17 protein-coding genes and 2 tRNA genes are annotated in these 19902 nt (G+C 51.9%); 12 read left to right on the top strand and 7 right to left on the bottom strand.

The features are described 5' to 3' along the window. The first annotated feature begins 31 nt into the window (after positions 1-31). Positions 32-1267 (top strand): IS256 family transposase, encoded by a 1236-nt coding sequence (locus tag Q1L85_RS10085; protein WP_300425275.1) that lies wholly within the window; start codon positions 32-34, stop codon positions 1265-1267. A 114-nt stretch (positions 1268-1381) separates the two neighbouring features. Here Q1L85_RS10085 and Q1L85_RS10080 read toward each other — a convergent pair whose 3' ends face one another. After that, on the bottom strand, positions 1382-3040 hold the full coding sequence (locus Q1L85_RS10080; protein WP_300425273.1) for a hypothetical protein: 1659 nt from the start codon (positions 3038-3040) through the stop codon (positions 1382-1384). Continuing rightward, positions 3033-3248, bottom strand: a complete 216-nt coding sequence (locus Q1L85_RS10075; RefSeq protein WP_300425271.1) for an AlpA family transcriptional regulator — start codon at positions 3246-3248, stop codon at positions 3033-3035. The genes Q1L85_RS10080 and Q1L85_RS10075 overlap by 8 nt, the downstream gene beginning before the upstream one ends. Positions 3249-4667: 1419 nt before the next feature. Here Q1L85_RS10075 and Q1L85_RS10070 point away from each other — a divergent pair. Further along, entirely contained in the window at positions 4668-5336 is a 669-nt protein-coding gene (locus Q1L85_RS10070) for a hypothetical protein (protein WP_300425269.1), read from the top strand. Between the two features lie 333 nt (positions 5337-5669). Here Q1L85_RS10070 and Q1L85_RS10065 read toward each other — a convergent pair whose 3' ends face one another. Together Q1L85_RS10065 and Q1L85_RS10060 are read right to left on the bottom strand one after the other, a co-directional pair. After that, on the bottom strand, positions 5670-6128 hold the full coding sequence (locus tag Q1L85_RS10065; protein WP_300425267.1) for a site-specific integrase: 459 nt from the start codon (positions 6126-6128) through the stop codon (positions 5670-5672). After that, positions 6106-6849 (bottom strand): Arm DNA-binding domain-containing protein, encoded by a 744-nt coding sequence (locus Q1L85_RS10060; RefSeq protein WP_300425266.1) that lies wholly within the window; start codon positions 6847-6849, stop codon positions 6106-6108. Before Q1L85_RS10060 ends, Q1L85_RS10065 begins: the two co-directional genes overlap by 23 nt. A 763-nt stretch (positions 6850-7612) precedes the next feature. Between Q1L85_RS10060 and Q1L85_RS10055 the strand changes: the two genes are divergently transcribed. The 10 genes from Q1L85_RS10055 to Q1L85_RS10010 all read left to right on the top strand — a co-directional run bounded on the left by Q1L85_RS10055 (position 7613) and on the right by Q1L85_RS10010 (position 16244). Then, entirely contained in the window at positions 7613-8713 is a 1101-nt protein-coding gene (locus Q1L85_RS10055) for an AraC family transcriptional regulator (RefSeq protein ID WP_300425265.1), read from the top strand. 151 nt (positions 8714-8864) lie between these two features. Further along, positions 8865-10655: a lipase family protein gene (locus tag Q1L85_RS10050; protein WP_300425263.1), complete on the top strand. Its 1791-nt coding sequence runs from the start codon at positions 8865-8867 to the stop codon at positions 10653-10655. 70 nt (positions 10656-10725) lie between these two features. After that, on the top strand, positions 10726-11343 hold the full coding sequence (locus Q1L85_RS10045) for a hypothetical protein (RefSeq protein ID WP_300425262.1): 618 nt from the start codon (positions 10726-10728) through the stop codon (positions 11341-11343). Positions 11344-11475: 132 nt separating this feature from the next. Further along, positions 11476-12984, top strand: a complete 1509-nt coding sequence (gene gltX, locus Q1L85_RS10040) for a glutamate--tRNA ligase (protein WP_300425260.1) — start codon at positions 11476-11478, stop codon at positions 12982-12984. Positions 12985-13106: 122 nt separating this feature from the next. Next, positions 13107-13182: transfer RNA gene (locus tag Q1L85_RS10035), tRNA-Ala, on the top strand. A gap of 23 nt (positions 13183-13205) precedes the next feature. Beyond that, positions 13206-13281 (top strand) — tRNA-Glu (locus Q1L85_RS10030). Positions 13282-13454: 173 nt separating this feature from the next. Then, on the top strand, positions 13455-14015 hold the full coding sequence (locus Q1L85_RS10025) for a 3-deoxy-manno-octulosonate-8-phosphatase (protein ID WP_300425258.1): 561 nt from the start codon (positions 13455-13457) through the stop codon (positions 14013-14015). Then, a complete protein-coding gene (locus Q1L85_RS10020) occupies positions 14012-15019 on the top strand; it encodes an NAD-dependent epimerase (RefSeq protein ID WP_300425256.1) in 1008 nt (335 codons plus the stop codon). Before Q1L85_RS10025 ends, Q1L85_RS10020 begins: the two co-directional genes overlap by 4 nt. Positions 15020-15026: 7 nt before the next feature. Beyond that, on the top strand, positions 15027-15797 hold the full coding sequence (gene kdsB / locus Q1L85_RS10015; RefSeq protein WP_300425255.1) for a 3-deoxy-manno-octulosonate cytidylyltransferase: 771 nt from the start codon (positions 15027-15029) through the stop codon (positions 15795-15797). A 9-nt stretch (positions 15798-15806) separates the two neighbouring features. Further along, complete coding sequence (locus Q1L85_RS10010) at positions 15807-16244, top strand: DUF3429 domain-containing protein (RefSeq protein ID WP_300425253.1); 438 nt, start codon at positions 15807-15809, stop codon at positions 16242-16244. On the opposite strand, the gene Q1L85_RS10005 is transcribed toward Q1L85_RS10010, so the two are convergent. From Q1L85_RS10005 to purB, 3 genes are all read right to left on the bottom strand, one after another. Further along, a complete protein-coding gene (locus Q1L85_RS10005) occupies positions 16237-17148 on the bottom strand; it encodes a GNAT family N-acetyltransferase (RefSeq protein WP_300425251.1) in 912 nt (303 codons plus the stop codon). The two genes, Q1L85_RS10010 and Q1L85_RS10005, sit on opposite strands and share 8 nt — an antisense overlap. Continuing rightward, a complete protein-coding gene (locus Q1L85_RS10000; RefSeq protein WP_300425250.1) occupies positions 17129-18316 on the bottom strand; it encodes a cupin domain-containing protein in 1188 nt (395 codons plus the stop codon). Before Q1L85_RS10000 ends, Q1L85_RS10005 begins: the two co-directional genes overlap by 20 nt. 138 nt (positions 18317-18454) lie before the next feature. Further along, a complete protein-coding gene (purB, locus tag Q1L85_RS09995; RefSeq protein WP_300425248.1) occupies positions 18455-19819 on the bottom strand; it encodes an adenylosuccinate lyase in 1365 nt (454 codons plus the stop codon). Positions 19820-19902: the final 83 nt, after the last annotated feature.

The raw sequence follows: 19902 nt of genomic DNA, 5'->3' as shown, positions 1-19902 counted from the left end.
CTGCCCACGACTGAGCAACCTTTTTAAAAGGATGCCATCGTGGGTATGCAATTGGACCAAGAAAAAACTCAAAGCCATGGCCGCCGAGTTGGCCAAAGACATTAAGTCTGAAAAAGATCTCGGAGCTCTTACTCAACAGTTGATCAAACTGACTGTTGAAACCGCCCTCAATGCCGAACTGGACGAGCACCTCGGATACGAGAAACATGCTCCTGAAGGCCGTGGCACTGGCAATAGCCGTAACGGCTATTCAGCCAAGCGCCTGAAAGGGCAGCACGGCGAAGTATCGATACAGGCTCCCCGAGACCGGAACGGTTCCTTCGAACCTCAATTCGTCCGTAAAGGCCAGTCCCGTCTGACCCAGATGGATGACCAAATCCTCGCACTTTACGCCAAGGGCCTGAGCACCCGGGATATCGTGGATGCCTTCAAGGAAATGTATGACGCGGATATATTGGCCACGCTCGTCTCTAAGGTGACAGAGCGAGTTATCGAGCAGGTTCACGAGTGGCAGAACCGCCCGCTGGATCCGATCTATCCTATCGTCTATCTGGACTGCATTGTTCTGAAAATTCGACAGGATAAACGCGTCATCAACAAATCCCTGTACCTGGCTCTGGCTATCAACATGGAAGGCCAGAAGGAGCTTCTTGGCCTTTGGCTGGCTGAAACGGAAGGCGCGAAGTTCTGGCTATCGGTACTGACGGAACTGAAAAACCCTGGTCTGGAGGACATCCTTACCGCCTGTGTGGACGGCCTGAAAGGGTTCCCGGATGCGATTGCTGCAGAGTATCCGCAGACCAAGATACAACTGTGTATCGTGCACATGGTTCGCAACTCGCTGCGCTACGTGTCCTGGAAGGACTACAAGGCCGTAACGGCCGATCTGAAGCAGATCTACCAGTCTGCCACCGAACGTGAAGCCCGGCAGGCGCTGGATGCCTTTGGCGAACGCTGGGACAGCCAATACCCGCAGATCTCTCGATCCTGGAACAGCCACTGGGACAATCTGATTACGCTGTTCGAATACCCTCCGGCGATTCGCAAGGTGATCTACACCACTAATGCCATCGAGTCGCTGAACAGTGTGATTCGTAAAGCGACCAAGCGCAGAAAGTTATTCCCCAGCGATGACTCGGCACTGAAAGTGGCTTTCCTGGCGATCCAGCAGGCTTCGAAGAAATGGACCATGCCGATCCGTGATTGGAGGCCGGCATTGAATCGCATTATTATCGAATTTGGTGACCGCCTGAACGGTCACCTGTAATAGGGTGGGCAGTTACACAGATTTATTTACAGGCTCGACTCAGAAGCATCGTGATAATCGGGTACTTTCACCCCAGGAAAATTCTTGAGGTGAAAGTAACCGATCCCTTCTATATCAGAATTGCTCCTCTGCTTTGATGCTGCTCACGACTTTGAAAGCCAGCTTGTTACCGGCCTGCTGCTTTTTCAGGACTTTGCCATTTGTATGGCGATCAACCCGATAGGACAGAACCTTTCCAAGGCTAAGGCTGGTTTCGATCTTCCTGTTGCCAGCCAGATCCTGCAGTGAATCCCTGAGGTCATTTGCGATATGCAAATGTTCGGGCGGCGGAGCAGCTAAATGCCTGAGAAGATCTTTGGCCGTAAACCATTCCCCCTTGGTAAGCACCTGCAGTAATGACAACATTTCGCCAAGCGTTTGCAGCTCTGGATCTGAGCTGACTAACTGCTTGAAGGCCTTGGCAGGATCAACATACTCCGATTCGCCCATTATCTTGGCAATCCAGGCGACGGTTTGCCTTACCAGATAATCCCAATCACTGAATGATGCGGTGCTCTCATTAGGGACGGCTCCACCGGTTTTGCAGTCATCACTTTCCAGGTACGCCCGGATCAGTGTTAAACCTGCAATAACTAGGTTTTGCCGGTTATTCTGGACAAAGGTTTTAGGGCAGCGGTCAAACCTCCTGGTAGCCGGGTTTTCAATGCCTGCATCAATCCTGCAGGTTAAAACCCTTCTTGGCATGTCTCCGGTGAAGGTTAAGTTGTTGCCCGTAAAGATCAGCAGAAACCTGTTAGGCAGCTGAATTTCCTTGCTGGTACCCAGAAGCCTGTCTGTATAGGTGCTTGAAGTCAGTAGGCCTGCCAGTGTTGTGCTGTTGAAGTCGCCGATGACGTTGTCCCAGATAACGGCATCTGTCCCGCTGCTCATGATGGCTTGTAACCGTTTTCTGATTTCCTCATCAGCGTTTTTGCTGTTCACATGAGGATACACAGTGGGGAAGGTGCCTGTTGCCAGCGTTCCGATGCATTCAGCGAGCAGTGTTTTACCACTGCCTTGCACTGGTGCATCGATTCCACCCGCAGGTGCCGTCGGCAGAATGGGGCGCACAATTGCCGTCAGTAACAGTGCCAGTAGTGCGCTCCTATCCAAGGGGCTGGCCATTGAGAAGTCTTTGAATGGACTCATCAGAAACCTGAGGGCATCGTGGACTTGATCAGGCGTTACCTCAAAGGGTAATGCGTCACACACATCAGCCATAGCTAAAAACAGTTTTGTTTCGGTGTCGTAGCCTGGTTGATAGATATACCGTCCTTGTCTGGTGATTACCGGAGCGGTGATCACCGCATTCAGGTCTTCAAGATCGTGAATCTCGATATTCTCAAGAATTTGCTTCAGAGCACGGCTCGGAGGGTCGATACATTCATCAACGATCATTCCATCCTTGTATCTGGTTGAGATGAACTGCATCTCTTGTCCAAGAATGTAATCTAATCCGGCTGCCGATAACGGCAATAAGGTGTTATCTCTGATGATGGTCAGTGACCTGCCACGACGGTATATGTCGCCCCTTTGCCTGATTATGGCTAATATTTTGTTGGTGGTTTCATAGGTTTTTCCTTTAATATGCTTAACGTGTTTTGCAGGTTGCTTTGTACAGCTGTGATCTGCTATCAGACTGGTATCCTCATCGGCCATATGGGGATTACCAGCAACTTCCTTCTCGTTTTTACCTTCCATGGCAACAACACTTAATAATGATTGGTTAGCCATTATTAGTGTCTCCCTTGTATGAAGGCCATTCTTCCGGCGAATTCATCCAATTCTGCACTTCTGATAAGCGCCAGCGTGTGCATCTGCTGGAGATCTTCTTGGGTGTTGGAAATTGCCCGTCCTTAACACTTTGCCAGATGGTTGATACACCACGGCCAGTCATGTGTGCTACATCTTTGACGCTGATGAAGCGATCTTCTGAAATCATAAGATTTCCTCATAAAAGTTGGTGAAGGTTTCTTTTCAGGGTCACCTTTCACGAGTTTCATATTGGGATTTCTCTCTTGGTTTTCTTCATATCGCATTGCTGCGTTTCAATGGGGTGTTGCGGTAATTCGTCTGTATTCGTCTTGGTTAATCTAATGTCATCTTATGCTGAGGCTTGGGATCAAATGTTTTGAGAAAGCCCCGCATTGCGGGGCTGTAATAACAACCAGAATTAAGTTGGGTGTTATTACTTGAAGTGGTTGACCATTGTTTCGATCTCCATTTGATAAAAGGTTATTTTTTGAAAGCGAGAACGGCCAGGTTCTCCTTACTATTACATTGCTGCTTGCTTCCAACTTTCGGCTTCATGCACGAACGCAGTGCCACCTGCGCTTTTCATCGTGCTCTCTAACGGGCTTCGGTTATATCGCCGGTTAAATTTCGCGCCTACTCATCGAATCTCCCACTCTCAGCGTTATTGATTTCGGTGCCACCCGAACTCACTCCGAGAGCTTCCCAAGTTAGCTAGCTGTGTCGAACATACACGCCGCTGCACTCCAATTTGTGACCATACTCATCCACATACGTGGCTTTCAGGGGACCGAGGTTCCAAAGCATCTCCCTTACCGATCACAAAGTTTCATCGTGCATAACCAGTCACTTAAGACACGGCTTGTATGAACTTACCCAGAAGCATCGTCTACCGATGCTATTACATGCTTAAGCTGTACATCGATCTGCCAAGGTTGCCCCTCGCAGTACCAGTTCTTCCAGTTTTCACCTCAGAACCCTGACGCCTCACGACGCCCTCAGAAGCCCACATGCCAGGATTGAGTAATACCCTTTCGAGCACCCCTCAATGCGGATTTTCACCGCTTCACAAGTAGCAGGGTTGGTCGTGTCACCACGAGTCCCGTTTCCTTGTCGCCCAACCTGCATTCGTCATTGCGATTAGGTCGAAAAGTGCATTGCAGCACTTAGCGCCCGTCGTAGCGCAGCGAGCGGAATTACCCGCACTGCGCTTCAGCAGCAGCTGATACAAGTTTGGCGAACTTGTATCTCATCGGGTTGGCGCCCGACTTTCATAACTATTCGGTCTGGCTCCCGATTTTTTGCTTTGTGCTTTCAAACGTTCATTTTTTATCAAGCGCTCTCACGCAATCTGATGATTGCTTTCTTCGGCTTAGAGGCCGCTTCGATAATAGATAGGGAGGGGGTGACAAAATGTTTGTCACTCCCTCCTGGGGTTTCTCAAAAGTAGATAGGGAGAGGGTGACAAAAATCTTTGTGGCAGGAACCTCTTTTGACTCATGTAACTTTTGTGTATGCCTTTTATAGGGCATACACTACAGTTACAAACCACGAGAGATGATTTATGCCGCTTACAATACCTACGGCCTATGTCCATCGTACTGATGCTATGCGCCAGATTCTGAAGTTGTTACAGCACAATGAGCGCTATGTTGATGGCTGCTTTGATTTGCGCTTCGCCCCTGTTGAGGCAGCAAAACATGAGGCTTACGGAGCATTTATTGAAGAAATGACGCGCTATCGTCGCAAGAAAAACGGCATCGCAAATGTTCGTGCGGTTTATCTTCTGGACAATCTGAGAGTGTTTTATTGGTTGTTTGTGAGCGAAGGCGATGGCTTGGTTGCCGAGATTGAGTCACTGAAGAATACAACGAATAAAAAGGATCGGGTTCAGTTCGCAGGTTATGAAGCGTTGCGGTTGCCGAGGCAGGGAGAAGAAGGATCACCCTGGACTTGGCAGTTCAGAGCGGATCGGTATAACCGTTTGGAAGAGGAGATTACTGAAGCTGTTCGGCTAAAAGATTTCGAGACCATCAGACAGTGGTCTTACAGCTTAAAGCGTGCTCCAAGTTTCGCAGGGGTGCGTAAGCAGGCATACAAGTTGGCCAAAAAGGCTGAAGCTGAATGGCAGAGGTCAGCCAGTGGAGCGTTCCCATCAGGCTCATTCGCCATGGGCTGGCAGGGCCGTTTCAAAGAGGCTAAGCAGGTTCCACTATACAAATCGCAGATCCGAAAGCACCTTGATGCTACCAGTGTTGGTGTGAATGCAGATGGGTAACTGTATGGTTCCGGGAGCGTTCGGTCTGAAGTAATGTCCATTTGAGTCAGATTTCACCAGGAAGAGCCATTCCTTGGTAGCGGCGTTTCCAACGGAAACGCAATGGAAACTCGCGGAAAGCTCTGGTGCCATTCGGAGCCTCGGACGTCGGTTATTTCCATTGAGGTTTCCATGTTTTTCCCATGGAAAGCCCAGGCTTTATGCGGCTTCCAGCGCTCTTTCATCTTTGACTTTCCAGGCTTTACATTCGTGAAAACCTTGGTGGAAAGCGCGCACTTGGCTCCTAAGCGTGAGGAGTGTCGTTACCGGCTTGAAATGTTTTAGGGCTGATGTTCAGTCTTTATGATGCGTATTCACAAATTCAGCCCAATCTTGCATGAGATCTGCGCGCTTCGCGAGCAGGTCTCCTCGTCTGTATGCCGCTTCTACCTTGTTGTCGATGGTGTGGGCCAGCGCCATCTCTGCAACATCTCTTGGGTAATTTGATACTTCGCCTGCCCAATCCCTGAACGTTGACCTGAAACCGTGTGGTACATAGTCGCCAAGCTCACTTCCTTTGTGGTATCCCAGTTTCCTCATGAAGGTTATGAGGGACATGTTGGATAGCGGTGAGTTCTCTTTTGCTCCAGGGAAGAGGTAGTTGCAGCCTGCAAATCGTGGCAGCTCTGCTAATAAATGAATTGCCTGTTTGGATAGCGGGACCCGGTGTTCTTTCTTGGCTTTCATTCTTTCCGCTGGAATAACCCAGATTTTGTCTTCTAGCGATATTTCATCCCAGGTGGCATTTAGCACTTCTGAGGTGCGTGTTGCAGTCAGGATCAGAAAGCGCAGATGTGGAGTCCATGCTGCTCAGCTGTTTCCAGAACGCCGCGATGTCTTTGTAAGGCATGGCAGGGTGGTTTCTTCGCTTTTGGATACTGGTCGGTTTTGGAAGGATCGTATCCAGATGACCTTGCCACCTTGCTGGGTTGATTGGCTCGCGATACTTACGCGCCGCTGCATAGTCGAGAATCTTTGCGATCCGTGTTTGTACGCGTTTTGCAGTCTCATTCTTGTCGTACCAAATGGGCTCCAGCACTTTTAGAACGTCTTCTACGGTAATGAGGGATACGAGTTTGGTGCCAATAACCGGATACGCATAGGTGTTGAGGGTATTTGTCCACTGGCTGATGTGCTTATTGTTGCTCCAGGCGTGCTTATTTGCCTCAATGAAGGCTGATGCACACTCTTTGAAGGTTGGGGTTTGTCTGACGCTCTTGTTCTTGGATTCAATGGGGTCTTGTCCGGCATAAACTTTTTGCCGGCACTCAAGGGCAACTTGGCGTGCGTTTTCAAGTGATACGGTCGGGTAGGGGCCAAGCCCCATTTCCCTGCGTTTGCCATTGATGGTGAAACGGAAGACCCATTTTTTGGCGCCGGTCGCCGACACCACTAGACGTAGGCCGCCGCCATCTTCGTACTTGCCTTCCGTTGCTGTAGCAACTTTTCGATGTGAGAGTTTGTGAATGGCCATAGGTACTCCGCCAAATTAAATGATCCCCCAATCAGTCCCCCTTTTGGTCTGGATTGGGTCAAATCACCATGGACAACTATGGACGTTAAAGCCTTTATTTTCAATGGGTTGTAAGACGGTAGTAGACTACCTGAAACTTTATTTCAACGGACTCCCTCACCGCCACTTATTCCTAAAAAACCGTGTGCTTGCTTAAGTCCACGGTTTTTTTATGTCCAAGGGGTATCGCTGAAGGCGGTGGGAGGAGGGTGAGAAAAACGGCCGGGAGCCGTTTTGACTGTTATCACCGAAGGCGAGCGCCAGGGATGGTGCTCGGTCCACCCTCGTGGGTTCGTACCGAGCGAAGCGACAAGCGTCCGGAGCTTGCGACGGCGCTCATCCCGACCGGGCACCTTAGTGGCCTGGTCGGGAAATCCCTCCACTTTCTCGTATCTGCCACTAACTCTGCAGAAGCCCGGTCTATCCATACTTTCTATGCCTGAACCGTGTCCTCAGAAATTCTTCTTATAGAGACCTGTGTACGGATAATAAACCCGTCTTAAGTGCTGAATGTATAAATCCGGCCAGTGGATTTGGCTCAAAACACCGTTTATTAGACGCAACCTTATTTTCTTCGGGGTTTGTCCCGGCTGAATTTCGGTTATTTGTGGCCATCCAGTCCGGGATTATCCGGATTGTCATTGCTGTTGAAGTTTCTGCAGGTGTATTCTGATGACTCGGGTGTACGCCGCACAAAAATAAAAATCAGCGTCCGGTACCGGTTATGGATCTTGATACGAAATGCATACCTCTGGGTCACATCCAGACCTACTTTAATCTGAAAAAGTCGATTGAAGTCGATGCCGACTGGCTAACGAAGCGGACGGGAATCACTCCGGATAATCCGGATGATCTGATGTCTGCCATCACAGGGCTGGATCCTAAATCTATGCTTCAGAAAGCGGGGATCGATCCCGGTGATGAAGATGGGGTCGGTATGTTTGTGTCTGCCCGTCAGGTTCTGAAGCTGGTAGATCAGGTGGTGAGTGCGCTTGATATGCCCTATGTTGGATTGGCTATCGGAAACCTGATGACAGTGTCGCATCACGGAATGGCTGGCCTGGCAGCGGTGACTCAGCCAACGCTATGGGATTGCGGGCAGGCAGTGGTCCGGTTTTGCCGCGAACTGTTCCCGCCGCTTGAAATGAGTGTAACGCTGGATGGTGATACGGGCTGGTTCTGTATTGACGAAAATATTCCTCTGGCGCCCTATACACACTTCTTCGTTGAGCTGAATCTGGTCAGTTTTTATAATATTTTCCGCGACCTGGTGGCCAATGATCCTCATCTGATGCCCACCAAAATCGAGCTGGCGTACGCAGAGCCCGAGTGGGGACATATCTATCGCCGCTATTTTAAATGCCCGGTCGAGTTTGGTTGTCCGCAATCGAGAATTATCGGTAAATCCATGCTGGCAGAGCATGAACTTCCCCTGGCCAATCGCCTGATGGCCATGACGGCTGAAAAGTCGTTGTTTGAAAATATTCCGACGAAAGCAATGAAATATCTTCCGCTCAGATTGCGGCGGTTGCTGATTCGTTATTACGGCGCATTTCCTTCTCTCGAAGGTGCTGCCAGCGAGCTGGGAATGAGCGGACGTACTATGCGCCGTAAACTGAAAGACGATGGCACGTCATATCAGCAGGAGCTGGATTTTGTGCGCCAGAAGTTCGCGCGGGAGTATTTTGCACGCGGAGGCGATTCCATTACAGAACTTGCTCACCTGTTGGGATTTGCTGATTCGTCGGCCTTTGCGAAAGCTTTTCGTCGTTGGACATCAATGTCCCCGAAAGAGTATATGGCGTCTATTCAGGCCAGAACCTGAGAGCCCCGTTAAAAGAATTTCAGGCCTGGCCACATTCAACCGATCACTGTCCCGGAAGGGCAAGCGCCACGTTAACCTGCAGCGTTATGTTAATTAACAGGTTCGGAATCATCCGTCCGTTAATAAAAATAATGATTAAAGGTTATCACTTATGTCTGACTTCAAACTGAAGGCCAGTGCACTTGCTCTGAGCGCAGCGCTTATGGCTCCTGTGGCAGCACAGGCGGCTGTTGAAGGTCCATCCGGTATGGATTTCTACGATGTCCCATCCATTAACACAACGCAGAACGGCGACCTGATCTGGTACCGCAACGCGACAGTTAATCTGGGTGCGGGTGCTGCACTGGCTAAAGCGTACAACGTTATGTACCGCTCCACTGACTCCCTGGGTGCTCAGAACGCTGTTACCGGTACGGTTCTGCTGCCTAGCACTGACTGGACAGGTGCTGGCGATCGCCCGACTCTGAGCTATGCCGTGGGTACTCATGGTCTGGATCAGAGCTGTGCGCCATCTATGCAGCTGCAGGCGGGTACGGATTATGAAATCCGCAACATCCGCGCGGCACTCGAAAAAGGTTACGCGGTACTGGTCACTGACTATCAGGGTTACACCACGGGTGCGACACCTACCTATCTGGCAGGTGAGTCTCAGGCACACGCTGCACTGGATATTTTCCGCGCTGCGTCTCAGATCCCACACGCTGGCATCGACCTGAATGCGCCTTCTGCTGTCTGGGGCTTCTCTCAGGGCGGTCAGACGGCAGCCTGGGTTGGTCAGATTGCCGACGAGTATGCGCCGCACCTTGATCTGGTTGGTGTCGCTTCTGGTGGTACGCCTGCAGACTTCCCGGTTGTGGCTGATTACCTGAACGGCAGCACGGGTGCTTCCTTCCTGCTGGGCGGTATTATCGGTCTGGCTGAGCAGTATCCTGCAGACATCCCGGTAGATCAGCTGGCCAGCGCCAACGGTAAAGCCGCGATCGCTGACTACAAGACCAAGTGTACTTTTGAGTTCCTGTTCGACTACATGAACGAGTCTCTCAGCTCTTACACTGTGGGTAACAAAGATCTGGATGAGCTGCTGCAGATCCCATCGGTAGGTCAGCGTATCAATGAACAGAATCTGGGCGGTGAAGGTGCAGACGTGCCTGTGCTGCTGTACCACGGTACTGCGGATGAGTTCATTCCGATTGAGCAGAGCGTTGAGCTGAAGAAAGACTACTGCCGTCGTTTCGACAAAGTGACCTACGATGTATACCCAAGTGAGCACATCGTAACTCTGTTCCAGGCGGCGCCAACGGTTCTGACCTGGCTGGATGAGCGTTTTGCTGGACAGAACCCACGTAACAGCTGTTACAGCCTGTCTGCAAACCCTGTGTCTAACGCGAATCCAGGTGGCGGTGACTTTATCGTGACTCTGGATGAGTGGAACCTGGATGCAGAACTGCACCTGGCAACACTGGATCAGACGGTTGAGCTGCCGGAAGATACAACGATTACTGCTGATGCAAACATCACTGATGAGAGCATGGTTGGTGATCTGTACGTTCCTGACTTCTACGCCAAGCTGAAAATTCTGATCAACCTCACTGTCGGTCTGTCAGTTGAGCCAGTAGGTCAGATTGAAGCGACTACTCAGCTGAGCCGTGACGGCATTCTCGCCATCAACGGTTCTACTCAGGCGAACGTACTGATCAACACCGCTGGTTTCAGCTGGCTGCCGATCCCGTTCAACTGTAAAACCATTGAACCTGCAACCTTTGACCTGAACTATCAGGGGCCTATCTCTGATTTCGGTGCCGGTGGCATCGTGTTTGAAGGTGTGACTGAGTTCTCTGAGCTTGAGTGTGGCTGGATGACCGCACTGTTTAACAGCCTTGTGGCTGGCCCTGGTCAGCAGTACAGCTTCCGCGTTGTACCGCCAGCACCAGAGCGCCTGTAAGCAGTCGCTGCCAGTGGCCGGGGGATTCCCCGGCCATTTTTCCGTCACAATCACAACCCAGAGGTGGTCTATGTTTAAGCCTTTAACACTCGGTCTCTCGGTAGCTGTCGTTGCAGCGATCACAGGTGGTTATCTGTTTACGCAATCAGATGATCTGGTGAAGGTTGCAGGGCAGGGTGTCACAGACAACAGCGTGGCAATAGCAACGGAAAGCTACAGCGCAGAACAACTGTCTGTTATGAGTCCTGATACTTTGATTGACATGCAGAAAGATGCGCTCGCTGCAGCCAGGGAAGATTCGTCGCGGGAAACTGATCTCACTTCGGTGAATGGTCGTCCTGAATTTGTTTCTCCGGCAGAGTGGCTGATTCTTAACTCAGTCTCTGCTCAGAATGAAAATCCTGATACTGAATTACTCCGTCTGGTCAATCTGATCCGGTTTAATAAACGCCTGGAGTTGTGGCAGAAAGAAACTGACCCCCAGCAGCGTGAAGCCCTGGCAGACGCAGTTCTCAGTCTGATTCCCGCGCGTGTTGTGAATCAGGATATGTCGAAAGAAAAAGCACAGTCACTCCAGTACCGGGTACTGTCCTCCGTATTAAATGACCCGGCCGAGCTGAGAAAGCGGGCGGGTGAAGAAGCCGCCCGGATTGGCGTTCAGTTCGGTTTTGATCAGGCATCTTCCTGAAGTTCCCTTTTAAGGCGTGGGTCCGGCGGCCCCGCCTCTTTTTTATGCACGTCTGAATAATCCGGTTCTGTCATGCATTCGAACTGCGAATTCTCTATAATCGGCGCAGTTTGATTTTATCTGAGACTTATCATGACTGTCCGTACCCGCGTAGCGCCTTCGCCAACCGGCGATCCTCATGTAGGCACCGCCTATATTGCCTTATTCAATCTGGCTTTTGCCCGCCAGCATGGTGGTCAATTCCTCCTGCGTATTGAAGATACTGACCAGGTACGAAGCACCCCAGAATCAGAACAGGCAATTCTCGATAGCCTGCGTTGGCTGGGTATCGAGTGGGATGAAGGCCCTGATGTCGGTGGTCAGCATGGGCCTTATCGCCAGAGTGAGCGTCGTGCGATCTACGAGGAGCATGTGCAGCAACTTCTGGATAAGGGGTTTGCGTTTAAGTGCTACCGCACAGCAGAAGAACTCGATGCACTGCGCCTGCAGAAACAGGAGAGCGGACATCAGACGGCGCTTAAGGTCTCTGATCTCGAGCTGCCAGCAGATGAGGTTGCCAGCCGCGAAGCTGCTGGTGCTCCTTATGTTGTCCGGATGAAGGTGCCAGAAGAGGGGACCTGTGTTGTCCAGGACATGCTTCGTGGCGATATCGAGCTGGACTGGTCTCAGGTCGATGCGCAGATTCTTCTGAAGTCTGATGGTATGCCAACGTATCATCTGGCGAACGTGGTTGATGATCACCTGATGGAGATTACCCACGTCATCCGCGGTGAAGAGTGGATCAGCTCTGCGCCTAAGCATAAGTTGCTGTATGAATACTTTGGTTGGGAAATGCCGAAGCTCTGTCATATGCCGCTTCTGCGTAATCCTGACAAGAGTAAGCTCAGTAAGCGTAAGAACCCGACCTCGATCATGTTCTATGAGCGCATGGGCTTTATGCCAGAAGCGCTGCTGAACTATCTTGGGCGCATGGGGTGGTCCATGCCGGACGAGCGCGAGAAATTTTCCCGCAACGAGATGTTTGAGCATTTCGATATTCAGCGCGTATCACTTGGTGGCCCGGTGTTTGATGTTGAGAAGCTGCGCTGGCTGAACAGTCTGTGGTTGCGTGAACTTTCGCCGGAAGCGTTTGCTGAGAGGTTTGCGGCCTGGGGACTTCGCCCTGAGCGGACACTGCCCGTGATTCCTCACATTCAGCCCCGTGTAGAGGTTTTCTCTGATGTTGCACCTCTGGCCGGGCATTTTCTCGCTGGGATGACTCCGCTGACAGTGGATGATTTTGCTCATAAGACACTGGATCAGGATAAAACAGTCGAGATCCTGCAGTATGGGCTGTGGCAGCTTGAATCTGTCCGTCACTGGTCAAAAGAAAGTATCGAAGAGGCTCTGTTCGGGCTGGCGCGTCAGATGGATGTGAAAATCCGTGACTTCCTGTCCCCATTCTTCATGGCCATTGCTGGTACCACATCGACGATTTCTGTACTGGATACCATGGCGCTGCTGGGGCCTGATATGAGCCGTTCCCGTGTTCGTCATGCGGTTGAGGTTCTTGGTGCGCCAGGCAAAAAGAAACTGAAGAAAATGGAAAAAGACTATCAGTCCATGGTGGCTGCTATCGCTGCGGCAGTAGCGGATCAGTGATCGGGTGGCAGACGGGTGGGGGATTCCCATCCGTCTGTAAGTTATTGTTTATCTGAATTATTTCCTATCTTGATGTTGACACCCATAGGGTGCGTGAGTAAGATACGCGCACGTTTTGAGACGGGGCCTTAGCTCAGCTGGGAGAGCGCAACACTGGCAGTGTTGAGGTCAGCGGTTCGATCCCGCTAGGCTCCACCAAAACCTTTCTTGCTTGTCCTTGTGTCCCCATCGTCTAGAGGCCTAGGACACCGCCCTTTCACGGCGGTAACAGGGGTTCGAATCCCCTTGGGGATGCCATCTTTATTTTCCTTTCTGTGATCTGCTAAGTCTTCCGGGGTGAGTCCGTCTGTGCGGTTATACCTGTTGGAATGCTATGTGGTGTCTGCGGTATTCACTGTTCTGGAGCCAGAGCACTGCCAATTAAGCACTTCAGCCGTTACAATCTGCGCAGCTGAATTCAGGTGGTTGGTATGGTTCATATTCCTAATGCTGTAAAAGAAAAAGCACGTGCAATACGGCTTGTTGTGTTTGATGTTGATGGTGTGCTGACTGACGGTACGCTGACCTATTCAGCGTCTGGTGAAGAGGTAAAACACTTTAATGTCAAAGATGGTGTGGGCATTAAATTGCTGAACGTGTTTGACATAGACACCGCCATTATTTCTGCAAAAGATTCCGCGCCACTTCAGAAGCGGGCTGCCGATCTGGGTATTTCTCAGTTTTTCCCGGGGACAAAAGATAAATGGGCGGTTCTGTCGGGTCTGATGGATGATCTCCTGATTGATCCTTCTGAGGTTTGTTACGTTGGCGACGATGTTATTGATCTTAAGGTCATGACCCGTGTTGGGCTGAGCGTATCGCCCGCCGATGGTTTCTGGATGGTGCGTGATCGTGCAGACCTGATCACCGAAGCTGCGGGCGGCAAAGGCGTTGCCCGTGAAGTGGCGGATATTATTCTGGGTAGCAGAATGCCACTTGAAGAAGCCTATATAAAAGCAATGCTTCCTGAGTTTGAGGAAAAGAAATCGTGAACATACTGGTGACTGGCGCGGCGGGTTTTATTGGCTCATACACCAGCAAGAAACTTGTAGAAATGGGGCACACCGTTGTCGGAGTTGATAATCTCAACGATTATTATGATCCGGCTCTGAAGCAGGGGCGCCTCGCCTGGCTGGACCCTTTATCAGGATTCACCTTTATCCGGCTTGAGCTGGCTGATCGTGAGGCAGTAGCTGCGCTTTTCCGTGAACACAAATTTGATCGCGTTATCCATCTGGCTGCACAGGCCGGTGTGCGCTATTCCATCACCAATCCGCAAGCCTATGTTGATAGTAACCTGATCGGTTTTGTCAACGTGATGGAAGGGTGTCGTCATGCGCAGGTGGAGCATTTTGTTTATGCGTCATCCAGTTCTGTGTACGGCCTTAACACCCATTTGCCCTACAGTACAGGGGATCGTGTCGATCACCCTGTTTCTTTGTATGCAGCTACGAAAAAATCGAATGAGCTGATGGCGCATACGTATTCTCATTTGTATCGTCTGCCGACGACCGGGCTTCGATTTTTTACGGTGTATGGCCCATGGGGGCGTCCGGACATGGCTTATTTCGGTTTTACGAAATCTATTCTCGCGGGCAAGACCATCGATATTTATAACCATGGCAAGATGCAGCGCGACTTCACGTACATCGACGATATCGTCGAAGGCGTGGTTCGTGTCACGATGAAGGCTCCGGAGCCAGCCCAGAACTGGACGCCGGAGTCTGGCGACAGCAGTCGCAGTTCGGCGCCTTACAAAATCTACAATATCGGCAACCACAACTCGGTTGAACTCGGTACGTTCGTTGAGACTATCGAAAATGCGCTGGGTGTCACTGCGGATAAAAACTACATGGAAATGCAGCCAGGCGATGTTCTTGCAACATACGCGAACGTCGATGACCTCGCTGCGGATGTTGATTTTGCTCCGAATACGCCTCTGGCCGACGGCATTGGAAAATTTATTGCCTGGTACAAAGATTTTTATAAGGTCTGATTTATCTATGTCTGATTACAAAATCGTTATTCCTGCCCGTTATGCGTCGTCGCGCTTACCCGGCAAGCCACTGATTGATCTGGCAGGCAAGCCAATGATCCAGCATGTGTATGAACGCGCGCTGCAGGCAGGTGCCAGTGAGGTCGTTGTTGCCACGGATGATCAGCGGATTGCAGAAGTGGCTGAGCGTTTTGGTGCAGATGTGGTGATGACATCTCCGGATCACGAAAATGGCACAGAGCGGATTGCTGAGGTTGTCCGTGTCCAGGGGTGGTCTGAAGATACCGTCGTTGTAAACCTTCAGGGGGATGAGCCTCTGATCCCCCGGAGCCTGATCGAACTTACCGCGGCAGGGCTGCTGGAAAACCCGGATGCGGGGATGAGTTCTGTCTGCACTCCGGTGACAACGGCGCATGATGCTTTTGATCCGAATGTCGTCAAGGTCGTGCTTAACGAACGCCATTTTGCGATGTATTTCAGCCGGGCACCGATTCCATGGGACAGGGACCTGTACCGCGAAAGCCGGGAAGAGGTTACCGGGCGCATGCCTGTTTATCGTCATATTGGTATGTACGGTTACCGCGTGTCTTTCCTCAATGCCTACGAAAAGATGGCCCCCTGTGCCATTGAACTGACTGAGTCACTTGAGCAGTTACGTGCGCTCTGGTACGGCGTTGGAATTCACATGTCGGTGATTGATCAGGCGCCGGGTCATGGCATTGATACACCTGCCGATGTTGAGCGTGTAACTGCTATTCTTAAAGCAGGTCATCACTGAGGGGAGCTTATGTCTCTCTCACTTATACGCTCAATGACACTGACGCAGCAGCTGGGCTATGCCGGGTTGCTGCCATTCTTTTTTTCACTGATTGCTGAAGTGGCAGGGCTGGAAGGCGCTGCGGACATATTTCGCAGTTACTCGGTCGTGATTCTCGCGTTTATGGCGGGGGCCTGCTGGGGCGTTGGTCAGGTGCGGCCTGAGAGGCGCAGAAGCGTCGAGCTTGCTCTGGCGATTGCGGTCTCGCTGTTGGCAATGCTGATGTATTTCATGCCTTTGCTGATCGCATTGCCGGGACTCCTGGTTGGTTACTGGACACTGGTCTGGCTCGAGCGTGAACCTCTTTACCGACAGGCTTACCGCAGAGATTACCGTCAGCTTCGCTGGGTACTCACTGTTACGGTGAGTGCCTGTCACCTGCTGCTGATCTGGCTGCTCCTCAGATAGTAACTCTGCGGACCTCGCGGGAGGGGCGTGCGGTTCTGAATATTTCAGAGTAGTCGTCGCATAATCGCTGAACAGTTGCCCGGTCGTTCATGCTTCCCAGAGCTGAACCGGGCTCCGCGAGACGCAGATACCCCCAGTCGTGACTCAGCATCACTGTTGAGCTGACCCCGGAGTGAATGAAAAATGACAGTCGTTTTCCCAGTCGCGACTGCAACCGGACGAGTGGATGCCGCACCACGCTGCTGTTTTCGAAGGGCAGGTAAACTCTGAATTCCCGGTGTCGTGCTGAGCGGACGTAGCGGCTGACGGCCTCCAGAACGTCTCGTCTCCACCACAGTGGGTGGTCGAGGCTGTCACAGATGAGGGTTACGCTGCGCGGCCTTCCTGCCAGCATCAGCTCGACCCAACCTGCCATCGCTACCAGTGAATCCAGGCGATAGGCGGTAAAATCTTCTGTCGGCATGAGTACGCTGTTGCCGTATGGGGCTCCCGGAGCCCGATAAATCTCAACGTGGGCAATGCCTGCATCATCGAAAATGCCTGGCTCTGCGCTGAAGCCATTACGCTGATAGAAGGGCAGTGCCTTGACCTGTGCGCTGGCTCTGAGTTCGCGAAGGTGGAGTTCGTGCTGTGCGTAGCGTTCAATTGAGTGGAGGAGCCGTGAACCCCAATGCTCGTGACGGCGGGAGCTCACAACAGCCATTCGGCCGAAGTGGCCATCAGGCATAAGACGCGCACAACCAACCGGGGTGCGCCCGTCATAGGCGAGAAAATGAGTGGCTTTGGCATCGAGGTCATCCCATTCAAGGGCCTCGGGAACCCGCTGTTCGCGGATGAATACTTCTTCGCGGATCTTACGGGAGACGTCCCGTGCCTGTTTCCAGTCAGAAATCCGGATCTCCATATTCTTCCTCCGTGTACAACAGTCCGGCTGCGATCAGTGACAGCAGGAGCTGGCGGCTATCCATGTGTGAGCATAAGTTGATCAGTTCCTGACCGTCATAATGGCGCTGATCACTCAGAAGAGCAACCAGTGGCTGGCTTGCGGGAGTCAGACACGTCATTTCTCCCTGATGCCAGAAGCGGATCGTCTCGCCGTCCTGATGCCAGGCAAAACGCGCGTGCTCATGCCGGCACAGGGTGGCGTCCGGTAACCAGTCGGCGGTTTCTTCCCAGCTTTCCTCCAAGCTTTCTTGGGAGCCAGCCGTGTCCGGGCCATCGTCAGGGTACTTAGGTTCGGTCATAAGTTGACCAATGATTTCTGCCATTACGGCATCTGAGTTCAGCTGTTCTGTCAGCAGAGTGCGCAGGCGATTGATGGCATCTGCAGTGATTTCTGCGCTGGATTTCTGTACCCGGAGATCGGGGTCAGCGTAGCGGATATCGTCATTGAGCTGCGGAAGAATGACATCTGCAGCCCGTTCCAGCAGCTGTGCCGCGGAAGGCGCGCGAAAGCCGACCGAGTAGGTCATGCACTCACCCACTGCACGGCCGTAGTGGGCCAGCTTAGGCGGCAGGTAGAGCATGTCTCCGGGATTCAGTATCCAGCTATCACTCTCTTCGAACTCTTCCAGAATGCGCACTGCGGGTCCTTTCTGAATCGGACTCTGTTCAGAGCACATCTGTCCGATGCGCCACTCTCTCTGACCTTCTGCCTGGAGCAGGAAAACGTCGTACTGATCGTAATGTGGGCCGACACTTCCCCCGTCAACGGCATAGCTGATCATCAGATCATCGATGCGCCAGGATGGAATAAAACGGAAGTACTCAAGCAGATCAGCCGCTTCAGGTATCCACTGGTCGACGCCCTGGACCAACAGAGTCCACTTGTCTTCCGGAAGATCGCGGTAGGTTTCTTCAGTGAACGGACCTTTGTGAACTTCCCATGGGCCGGTTCGACCTTCTTCGACGATAATTCTGGTTTCGATCTCACCTTCCAGGCTCAGGCCCGCCAGTTCGTCTGCGGCGAGAAGGGGCGTGAACCCGGGGATCGCATTGCGGATCAGAACCGGCTTCTTCTGCCAGTAATCCCGCAGGAATTCTTCAATGGTGAGGTGGCCGAGTACATGCATCAGAACAGACTCCGAAGGGTGAATAAGCGGATTGTATGGGCAGATTGAGCAGGGGGGAGTTTATCAGGAGTTGCTGCATGCCATCTCTGGCATGCAGGCTCTTAACGGGGGTGTACCCCCCGTCGATGATGCTTTGGTTCAGACCTTTCTGGCCTGAGCTTCAGCAGTACCTACGTATGAAGCTGGCGTCATTGCATTCAGTTCATCTTTGGCGCTCTGAGGCAGATCGAGAGACGCGATGAATTCAACCATGGCATCTTTGGTGATCGCCTTACCACGGGTAAAAGCTTTCAGCTTCTCGTATGGCTGCTCAATACCGTAGCGGCGCATCACGGTCTGAACTGGCTCTGCCAGTACTTCCCAGGCATTGTTCAGATCTTCTGCCAGGCGCACTTCGTTGACCTGAAGCTTGCTGATGCCTTTAAGGGTGGCCTGGTAGGCGATCAGGCTGTAGCCGATACCAACGCCCATGTTCCGTAGAACTGTCGAGTCAGTCAGGTCACGCTGCCAGCGCGAGATAGGGAGTTTCTGTGCCATGTGTGCCATGACGGCGTTGGCGATGCCCAGGTTGCCTTCGGAGTTCTCGAAGTCAATCGGGTTAACTTTGTGTGGCATGGTCGATGAGCCAACTTCGCCTGCAATGGTCTTCTGCTTGAAGTAGCCATTCGAAATGTACGCCCAGATATCGCGGTCGAAATCGATCAGGATAGTGTTGAAGCGGGCGTAGGCATCAAACAGCTCAGCAATGTAGTCGTGAGGTTCAATCTGCGTGGTGTATGGATTGAACGTCAGGCCAAGCGAGCTGACGAAGATCTCGGCATTTGCTTCCCAGTCGATGTCCGGGTAGGCCGACAGGTGAGCGTTGTAGTTACCTACCGCGCCGTTGATTTTACCCAGCAGCTCTACGGCCTCAACCTGACGGATCTGACGCTCCAGTCGGGCAACAACGTTCGCCATCTCTTTACCGAGCGTGGTCGGAGAGGCTGTCTGGCCATGGGTGCGGGACAGCATAGGCAGGGCGGCGTAATCGTGCGCAAGCTTACGGATCTCGTCAGCAATCTTCTGCATTACCGGCAGGATTGAGTCACGGCCAGCTTTGAGCATCAGGCCATGAGAGAGGTTGTTGATGTCTTCGGAAGTACAGGCGAAGTGAACGAACTCGTTCACTTTCTGCAGTTCCTCATTGCCTGCGAACTTCTCTTTAATCAGGTATTCAACCGCTTTGACATCGTGGTTGGTGGTCGCTTCGATGTCCTTAACGCGCTGGGCATCAGCTTCACTGAAGTTATCGACGATGTCGTTCAGCAGGGCCGTCGTGGCTGCTGAAAAAGCAGGGACTTCAGTCACGGCTTCGTGTTCAGCAAGACGCTGGAGCCAGCGGATTTCGACTTCAACTCGGGCACGGATCAGACCGAATTCAGAGAAGATGGCACGCAGCGGGGCAGTTTTGCTGCCGTAGCGGCCATCGAGAGGGGAGATTGCTGTGAGTGCAGACAGTTCCATGAATATTCTCGACGGGCTTGGTTCAGAAAGGCGCAGAATTCTACCGGAAAATTCGCCCGGACTCAGCACCTAAGGTGAATTTA

Source organism: uncultured Thalassolituus sp., assembly GCF_950066645.1.
Taxonomy (GTDB): Bacteria; Pseudomonadota; Gammaproteobacteria; order Pseudomonadales; family Oceanobacteraceae; genus Thalassolituus.
This window is presented reverse-complemented; position numbering and strand designations above follow the sequence as displayed.